Here is a 9,400-nt window from a genome sequence, read left to right on the forward strand (position 1 = left end):
CCCTTGAGCGCCTGATATGTCTCGGCGCCCCAGCGCAGCGCCTCGGCAAAGGTCGACGCCCCGATCGGGGCAATCATGAACTCCTGGATGTCGACGTTTGTATCGGCGTGTGCGCCGCCGTTGACAACGTTCATCATCGGTACCGGCAGCAGATGCGCGCCGGGACCACCGAGATAGCGGTACAGCGGCAGGTCCGACGCTTTCGCGGCGGCCCTCGCGACCGCGAGGCTCACCCCGAGGATGGCGTTCGCCCCCAGACCGGACTTGTCCGGCGTAGCGTCCAGATCCAGCAGCGTCAGGTCGAGAATGCGCTGCTCGGTGGCTTCGAGGCCCACGATCTCGGGCCCGATGCGGTCAATGACACCGGCTACCGCCTTCCCCACGCCCTTACCGCCGTAACGGGTGTCGCCGTCACGCAGTTCGACCGCCTCGAAGGCGCCGGTGCTCGCGCCACTGGGTACGGCGGCACGGCCGAGAGTGCCGTCATCCAAGACGACTTCGACCTCGACGGTGGGGTTGCCACGCGAGTCAAGAATCTCGCGGGCGCCTACGGCCTCGATGGACGGCACGGGTTTCGACCTCCGGAGTAACGCAGCCGACGGGAACTATGGCGAGTGTGGCGCTTATGGCCTCGGAGCCTCCGAGTGCGCACACGTCATGATCACACACTTCGGCCCAGCAGGATGGACATCAGCGACGACGGACAACAGCAACACTGACAAGTACAGCCCGGCCGAGACTATCGCCAGCACGGCCCGTGCCACCCAGGTTCGGCACGCCACGCCGAAAGGTTCGGGATCCGGTCATGGCGGGCATACCCCGGCACCCGATGCCGCATCAAGGCGATCTAGAGGAAAGCTGCCCGTACGGGTGCGCCGAAGGCCGTCAGCTGAGCCGGCCGATCGGCGGCATCAGCAGCGGACCGCCCAGCGGCAGTCCGGCCCGTGCCGCGGCCGCCGCCAGCGGGCCCCAACCACCGGTGAACGCCGTGTCCGCGAACAACGCCGGCCCCCCGAACACAGCCGCCGCGGCGGACACAGCGGACGAGGCAAGGCCACCGACGAGGGAACCGGCCGGACGCGCCCCCATCCCACCCATAACGCCCGCTCCGGCGGCGGCATCCTCGCTCGACCGTGCCGAGCGCACCCTGTCGACCAGGCCGGACCTCGGCAGGACACGCAGCCGCGGGGTGTCCGCCCCTGGCCGGCCGGCCTTCTCCCAGGCCAGCTCGCAGGCGCGGGAGAAACCTCCCAGTTCGTCCACGAGGCCGCGCTCGCGGGCGTCAGTGCCGGTCCACACCCGACCGCGGGCGACCTCGTGCACCTCCTGGAACGACATGCCCCGGCCGGCGGCGACCTTGGTGACAAAATCGTCGTACACCCGGTCGAGGAACTCCTCCAGCTTCTCCCGCTCGGCCGGACTGAACGCGCGCCGCGGCGAGGTCATCAGCGCGTTCTCCCCCTCGGCGACCGCGCCGAAACGCACCCCCACCTTGTCCAGGAGCGCACGGACGACCTGTTTGCCGCCGAACACCCCGATCGAACCGGTGAGGGTCCCCGGGTTCGCCACGATCACGTCCGCGCCAAGCGCGACGAAGTACCCACCAGACGCGGCAACCGAACCCATCGACACCACGACCGGACGGCCGGTCGCCTGGAACCGTTCAACCTCCCGGCGAATCAGGTCGGAAGCCACATACGAGCCGCCGGGGCTGTCGACGCGAAACACGGCCGCGGCGACATCGTCGTCCCGGCCGGCGGCGCGGAAAGCCGCGGTGAGCGCGTCGGCCGTCATGACGGGACCCGCCAGCGGCGACCGGCCCGGATGGCCGAGGACCACCGGCCCGGTCCCATGGATGACCGCGATCACCCGGCGCCGCTCGGAGCGCGCCGCGCCGAGCGCGGGGACGCGCGGCCGGGAGGCCTCCCGCCGCAGCGACACGCGGCGGTAATGGGACAGGTACTGGAGCGTCACGCCGTCGTCCCGGTCAGCACCGCTCTCGGCAGCACCGCTCTCGGCAGTGCTGGGACCCGGACTGGGCGCGGCGCCGGTCCCGGCCTGGCGGGCGTGGGCCTTGGCCGCGGCGTACACCTCGTCCCGGTAACCCAACCGATCGACGAGACCCGCCTCCCGGGCCTGCGCGCCGGACAGCGGCGCACTGTCGATCAGTTCGCGGACCCGGTCCGGCGGCAGGCCGCGCCCAGCGGCGATGCCATCAATGATCATAGACAGGCTGGAGGTGACGATCCGGCCGCTCGCCTCACGATGCGCGTCGGTGAAATCACGCTCGACGAACGTGTTGACGGCGTTCTTGTACTCGTGGCGCTGGCCGACCTGGATCTCTATCCCGAGCCGGTCCAGGGCGTCGCGCAGGAACGGCGTTTCCAGCGCCACGCCGGTAGCACCCAGCTCCCCCGGCGGCGCGAGCCAGATCTCGTCGAAGGCGGACGCGAGGTAGTACGGGATGGTCCCGCCGCCGAACTCGCCGAACGCGTCCGCATAGGCAAAGGCCCTGCCACCGGCCGCGCGAAAGGCGAGCACCGCGTCACGGATCTCCTGGGCGCGCGCAAGCGGCATCCCGCAGGGAGCGATCCGCGCGATGAGCGTGGACGCGCGGTCATCCGAACCCGCCCGGCGCAGTCCGTCCACCATGGCGCGCAACGTTGGCTGGCGGCGCGCCAACGCCGCGGCCAGCGGGTCGGCGGGTATCCCCTCGAGCGGATCGACGGTCAGATCAAGCTCAAGGACGATCGGCTCGAACCGTCGTGCGTACAGGCGGTGGATGCTTGCCAGCGCCTGTCGCGGAGTGCCTTCTGCCATGGAACGAGGCTACGCGCGACAGTCCGCCCCGTTCCGCCCGCATCGGTCCGATGCATCACCAACAGCGACCATCGTCCTGTTTTCTGAGCATGACCCGCCTTTCACCGACGGACACCGACGGACACCGACAAACACCGACAAACACCGACAAACACCGATGACAATGCGCGGCCGGAAGCCCAGGGGCCCGAACGAGCAAGGGGCCGCTGGCCGAGTCGGTCAGCGTGCGGCGCCGGGTGGGATCTCGCCCGCGGACAGCCAGTGGGCGCGCCAGGAGTCCGCGCCCGCGGCCCGCGGGTCCGCACCGGCGGCGCGGATGGCCTCCTCGGTAGCGGCGAGGGTGTCCCGGAACCGGCGGGCAGCGGCCCGCAGCGCCGCCTCCGGATCGACGCCGGCCTGCCGGGCCAGTGCCACCGCGGCGAACAGCAGGTCACCCACGGTCCGCTCCGCCGCGGCGGCGGGTACGTCCACGGCGGCGGGCAGGTCCACCGGAACGAGCAGCCCGGCGATGACCTCGGCCGGCGACGACAGCCGACCCGCGCCGAGCACAACGTCCTCGGGTACCCCGACCTTCACCGCACGCTTCTGCAGCTTCGCGGCCAGCGCCAGCGACGGCTGGGACAGCGGGACGCCCTCGGTGACCGACCGGCGGCCCTTCTCAGCATCCTTGATTATGTCCCAGTTCGTCTCGACCGCGGCGGGGCCGTCCACCGTCACCGATCCGAAGACATGGGGATGACGCCGGACGAGCTTCTCCGTGAGCCCAGCGGCCACGTCGTCGATGTCCCAGGCCATCGCGCGGCCGCCGATCCCAGCTCCGTCACCGGCGGCTCTGCCAGCGGCGGCTCTGCCAGCGGGGGCGCTGACGCCCGCGGGAACACCCATGCCGTCGCCCTCGGCGGCGATCCGGGCATGGAACAGCACCTGCATGAGTACGTCGCCAAGCTCCTCGCGCAGCTCGGCGTGGTTGCCGTCCTCGATTGCCTGGAACGCCTCGTAGGCCTCCTCCAGCAGGTAGGACGCAAGCGAGGTGTGGGTCTGCGCCGCGTCCCACGGGCAGCCGCCGGGTGAGCGCAGCTGGTCCATCACGGCAACGGCGTCCAGGAGCTTCGCCCCGCGCAGGTCATGTGAGCCCTCGACGGCGGACACAGCGAGGCCGGGGCCTGCCGCGGCCTCGAGCGCGGCCAGCGTCTCCCGCTCGCGAACCAGGTCCGCCTCGCCGGCCGCTCCCGGGCCGCCGGTCGGGGCGGCCAGCCACACCACCGGCCGGGACGAGTCGGCGCGGGCCCGGCCACACAGCTCCTCGACAACGGCGGACGCATCCGGACCCGCCAGAACCTCGACCGGTACGCCGGCCGCGGCGAGCGCGTCGCGCTGCGGATGCGCCGCCAGCCCGCAGTGGACGGCGGAGGCCGCCCGCAGCAGGTCCCACGCGGCCACGCCCAACAACCCGGGCGCGACCCGCGGGCTGGTCACAAGGACGACGATTCTCGCCGTCATGACCGACGGGCCATCATGCGGCTCACTGGGCCATCGCGCCTGTCCGGCCCAACGGCTCCGGCGCGGGGGTGGTCGCGACCGAGCCAGCGGCGGCGAGCACCGTCAGCTGGGATGGTGACCAGACACCGAACCTGGGATTGATCGAAATGTTCACCCGTTGCGAAATCTGGCGGAGCTGCGCTTCCACGGCCGCGGCCCGCTCCGTGGAGAGCAGCCGAGTGAGGAACGGCTTGGCCTGGTCGAAGCTCAGTGGGAGGGAGCCGAACTGGGCGACGGACTGATCATAGGCCTCGCGGGCAGCTGTGTCGGAGGCGAGGGCGTTCGGCGCGAGACGGTCCGCGAGCGCGAGGTCAAGAGCCCTGGCGCGGACCAGCATCTGTAGATCCTCACGAGCGAACCCGCTCTGGGCCACCGCCTTTTCGAAACCCGCGACGCTGCCGTACCGCAGCACCCCGAAGGTCTGGTAATAGGCGTCAACGTCCTGGCCGGTGACCGTCACCCCGAGCTGGCGGGCCCGCTGTTCGGCGAGGCTGGTCTGGACAAGCTCGGTGAGCACCTGCCGCTGAAGATCACTGCGTTCGATCGGCGCGGCGCTCTGCCCGGTCTGCGCGTCCTGGGCGGGGCCAACCGCCTGGACGGCGGCCATGCCGCGGTCGACGATCCCGCGCAGGGTCGATGTCTGGATCATCTCGTCGCCTACCTGCGCGGCAGACCCCGCGTGCGTGGTACAGGCGGATGAGGTCACAACGACCAGCGCGACGCTGACCAGAACACGGCGGACGGCAGAGCGGGTCTTCACGGCTGTGACCGTATCGGCTTACCGTCTGCCGCGCACACGCCGCCCCCGGGAAAAGTCCTGCCCGGCAACGCGAGAAAAATCAGCGGGGCGCGGCGGCGGCCGCCGCGACGGAATCACCGACGACCGCATCCAGCACACCCGCGGCCCAGACGAGGACGGCGCGGTCGCGCAACGGCCGGGCACCGATCCGCGGGGATTCCGCCGGTGCCGGCACCAGAATGGTGCGCACCGCCTGCTTGACCACGGACCCCTTGTACAGGCGCTGCACACGCATGGCCTGGCTTTCGCGCAGCTCCAGCGGAGCGAACCGCACCTGGCGGCCCTGCACGGTGATCTCGGTAACGCCGTAACGACGGGCAAGCACGCGCAGCGACGCCACCGCAAGCAGATTCTCCGCGGGCTCTGGCAGCGCGCCGAACCGGTCGAGCAGTTCGGCGCGCACCTCGGCGATGTCGTCATCACCCGCGGCACCGGCCAGCCGTCGGTAGGCGTCCAGGCGCAGCCGTTCGCTGGGAACATAGTCGTGCGGGAGACTCGCGTTCACCGGGAGCTCCACCTTGACGTCGGGCAGCTCCTCGACCGCCGTCCCCTTGAAATCCGCGACAGCCTCGCCGACCATCCGCACATAGAGGTCGAACCCGACCGAGGCGATATGCCCGGATTGTTCGCCGCCGAGCAGGTTACCCGCTCCGCGTATTTCCAGATCCTTCATGGCGACGGCCATGCCAGCGCCGAGGTCGGTGTGCTGGGCGATGGTGACAAGCCGGTCGTGCGCGGTTTCGGTAAGTGGTTTGTCCGGCGGGTAGAGAAAATACGCATAAGCGCGTTCCCGGCCGCGGCCGACACGTCCCCGCAACTGGTGCAGCTGGGAGAGGCCGAACACGTCGGCACGTTCCACGATGAGGGTGTTGGCATTGGAGATGTCAAGCCCGGATTCGACGATCGTGGTACAGACGAGGACGTCGAACTGCTTTTCCCAGAACGCGACCATGACCTGCTCGAGGGCGTCCTCGCCCATCTGGCCGTGGGCCGTGGCGATACGCGCCTCCGGGACAAGCTCGCGCAGCCTCGCCGCGGCCCTGTCAATCGACTCCACCCGGTTGTGGATGAAGAAGACCTGGCCCTCCCGCAGCAGCTCACGCCGGATCGCGGCGGTGACCTGCCGGCTGTCACTCGGGCCGACAAAGGTGAGTACCGGGTGCCGCTCCTCCGGCGGGGTGTCAATCGTCGACAGCTCCCGGATCCCGGTGATCGACATCTCCAGCGTCCGAGGGATCGGGGTGGCGCTCATGGTGAGCACGTCCACCGCGGTCCGCATTTTCTTCAGGTATTCCTTGTGCTCGACGCCGAACCGTTGTTCCTCGTCGATTATCACCAGGCCTAGATCTTTGAAGTGGGACGCGGAGGACAGCAGCCGGTGAGTCCCGATCACCACGTCGACACCGCCCTTGGCGAGTCCTTCCAGCACGGCCTTCTGCTCGGCCGCGGAATTGAACCGCGACATCGCACGGACGGTCACCGGAAATGCCGCATACCGCTCGGAAAACGTCTGGAAATGCTGTTGTACGAGCAGCGTGGTGGGGACGAGAACGGCAACCTGTTTGCCGTCCTGTACCGCCTTGAACGCGGCCCGCACCGCGATCTCCGTCTTACCGTAGCCGACATCGCCGCAGATGACCCGGTCCATGGGGACGGGTTTACACATGTCGGCCTTCACCTCCTCGATGGCCGAAAGCTGGTCGGGAGTCTCCCGGAAGGGGAAGGCATCCTCCAGCTCCCGCTGCCACGGGGTGTCCGGTCCGTAGGCGTATCCCGGCGCGGCCATCCGTGCGCTGTACAGCCGGATCAGCTCGCCAGCGATCTCCTTGACGGCCTTGCGGGCGCGTCCCTTGCGCTTGGCCCAGTCCGCGCCGCCGATGCGGTCAAGGCTCGGGCCCTCGCCACCGACATAACGGGTGACCTGTTCGAGCTGGTCGGTCGGGACGTAGAGGCGGTCGCCCTTGGCGTACTCCAGGACGAGGTACTCCCGGGTCGCGCCGGCAACGGTCCGGGTGACCATCTCGACGTAGCGGCCGACCCCGTGGGCGTCGTGGACGACCAGGTCACCGGAACGCAGTGCCAGCGGGTCGATGCCCTTGCGGCGGCGGTGCGGCATCCGGCGCATGTCCTTGGTGGTCACGCCCCGCTGGCCGGCGAGATCCGCCTCGGTCAGGACGGCGAGGCCAAGCAGGTCGCTGGTGAAGCCGGTCCCCAGCTGGCCGCAGGTGACCGTGGCGACACCGCGGGACAGCCTGGCCTCCTCGCTGAGGCGGGCGCCGAGATCAGCGTCCCGCAACAGCTCGACCAGCCGCTGGGCCGGCCCGTGCCCCTCCGTGATAAGCAGGACGCGCCAGGAGTCCGCCAGCCAGCCCTTGATATCCGCGAGCGCGCGCGCGGTGTCACCGTGGTAAGCGGTCGCCGGGCGCAGGCTGGAGACCACCGAGTTCTCGTCGAGATCCTCCTCGCTGGCAACGCCTTCTGACCGGTCGCCAGCCGCGAACCGATCGCCACTGGTTGCGGCCGTGGCCGAAGCCACGGCCGAGGCGCCGGCGTTGAACGGGCTGACCGACCACCACGGCAGCCCGATCTCGGCGGCACGCTGACGGACCTGCGCGATCGAGCGGTAGGCAGCCGCGCTGAGGTCGATCGGGGCACTGCCGCCGAGCGCCGCCGTGCTCCAGGACGCATCCAGGAACTCCTGGCTCGTCCGCACCAGCTCGGCGGCGCGGGTGCGGATCCGTTCCGGGTCGCACACCAGCACGTGCGTTCCAGCGGGCAGTTCGTCGAGCATCAGCACCATCCGGTCGGACAGCACCGGCGCGAGCGCCTCCATGCCATCCACCGGAGTACCGTCCGCGATCTTGTCAAGGATGTCGACGAGCTCGGGGTGCGTGCCCGCCAGTTCCCGGGCGCGGGCCCGGACCTCCGGCGTGAGCAGCAGCTCCCGACATGGCGGCGCGAACAGCTGACGGCGGCCGCCCTCGGCGGTGTCCGCAGTGTCGGTCAGTGCCCGCTGATCCGCCACGGAGAACGCCCGGATGTCCTCGACCTCGTCGCCGAAGAACTCAACCCGTAGCGGATGTTCCTCTGTGGGCGGGAAAATGTCGAGGATGCCGCCACGGACCGCGATTTCGCCACGCCGCTCCACCAGATCGACCCGGTGGTAGGCGATCCCGACCAGCTTTTCCACCACGCCGCTCGGGTCGGCGCTGTCACCGACCCGCAGCGACACCGGTTCCAGGTCGCCGAGCCCGGCGACCTGCGGCTGCAAAACGGCACGGACCGGCGCGACCACGACCGACAACGGCGGCAGGCCGGTGCTGTACGGGTGCGCCAAGCGGCGCAGCACGGCAAGCCGGAGCCCGACCGTATCGGCCCGCGGGGACAGCCGTTCGTGCGGCAGGGTCTCCCAGCTGGGGAAGACCGCGACCGTGGCCGGGTCGATCATGCTCGACAGCGCGGCGGCAAGATCCTCCGCTTCCCGGTCGGTCGCGGTCAGCGCCAGCACCGTCCGGCCGCCCCGGGTGGCGAGCGCGGCGGCGGCGAACGGCCGCAGGGCGGCCGGAGCCGACAGGTCAAGCCGGAGGTCACCGACCGAGGCAAGCGCTCGGGCCAGGGCCGGATCAGCACCCGGACTGCTGGTCAGGACGTCCAACAGCGGGGCGAGGGTCATAGGTGCGTCCCGAGCCTCTCGAAGAACGGCGCAATCTACGGACGGACACGACGTCGCGAACCCGGTCGCCGACGGCGTACCGGAGATCTCCCACAAACACCCCGCGACGCCGGCACGCGAGGTGTTATGCCCAACCTTACGCGTCGGGCGCCCCGGCCCGCCGTGCGGCCCGGTCCCTGCCCGCAGGCGGCGGCCGCGCCAGGCCCCCGCAAGCCCCTCCCGGGGCCGGAGGTTGCCTCCCGTGGGTACCGCGTCACCACAGGCGCTGGTACTCGCGGGCAGCCAGCGGGCTCATCGTCGGGTTGATCAATGCCGACCGGACATCGCCGGCCCGGTCCTCGTTGGAGTAAGCCTCATAGGCGAGTATGTCGGCATTACTGACGAACAGCTCGTGCATTTTCGCCACAAACAGGGTGTTGTCGCCGCCGGCCTGGCCAAGCGCCCCGGCCTTCGATCCCTCCTTCGCCACCACGCCCCACGCCGGCACTGAAAACAGCTTGTTGTGCAGCCGGGCGAAACGGATCGCCCGGCATAACCCGTCCAGACCATCGCACTGAGCGTCAAAAGTT

General features: G+C 70.2%; 4 protein-coding genes and 2 pseudogenes. All 6 read right to left on the bottom strand.

Annotated elements, in window-relative coordinates:
* Positions 1 to 569, bottom strand: a pseudogene (gene eno, locus MJ783_RS19110) (phosphopyruvate hydratase); the annotation flags it as partial.
* A gap of 316 nt (positions 570 to 885) precedes the next feature.
* Entirely contained in the window at positions 886 to 2,820 is a 1,935-nt protein-coding gene (gene sppA, locus MJ783_RS19115; protein WP_239312266.1) for a signal peptide peptidase SppA, read from the bottom strand.
* Positions 2,821 to 3,039: 219 nt separating this feature from the next.
* Positions 3,040 to 4,320 (bottom strand): MazG family protein, encoded by a 1,281-nt coding sequence (locus tag MJ783_RS19120; protein ID WP_239312267.1) that lies wholly within the window; start codon positions 4,318 to 4,320, stop codon positions 3,040 to 3,042.
* 22 nt (positions 4,321 to 4,342) lie between these two features.
* Positions 4,343 to 5,119 carry a SurA N-terminal domain-containing protein gene (locus MJ783_RS19125; protein ID WP_239312268.1) on the bottom strand — a complete coding sequence of 259 codons (777 nt, stop codon included), beginning with the start codon at positions 5,117 to 5,119 and terminating at the stop codon, positions 4,343 to 4,345.
* Positions 5,120 to 5,198: 79 nt separating this feature from the next.
* A complete protein-coding gene (gene mfd / locus MJ783_RS19130; RefSeq protein ID WP_239312269.1) occupies positions 5,199 to 8,831 on the bottom strand; it encodes a transcription-repair coupling factor in 3,633 nt (1,210 codons plus the stop codon).
* A 253-nt stretch (positions 8,832 to 9,084) separates the two neighbouring features.
* Positions 9,085 to 9,400, bottom strand: a pseudogene (locus tag MJ783_RS19135) (hypothetical protein); the annotation flags it as partial.

Origin of the sequence: Protofrankia sp. Cj3 (genome assembly GCF_917627355.1) — a bacterium.
Classification (GTDB): Bacteria; Actinomycetota; Actinomycetes; order Frankiales; family Frankiaceae; genus Protofrankia.

Coding starts and splice junctions, on each gene's coding strand:
- MJ783_RS19120 (WP_239312267.1), bottom strand. CDS start 4,320: ATGACGGCGAGAATCGTCGTCCTTGTGACCAGCCCGCGGGTCGCGCCC.
- sppA (WP_239312266.1), bottom strand. CDS start 2,820: ATGGCAGAAGGCACTCCGCGACAGGCGCTGGCAAGCATCCACCGCCTG.
- mfd (WP_239312269.1), bottom strand. CDS start 8,831: ATGACCCTCGCCCCGCTGTTGGACGTCCTGACCAGCAGTCCGGGTGCT.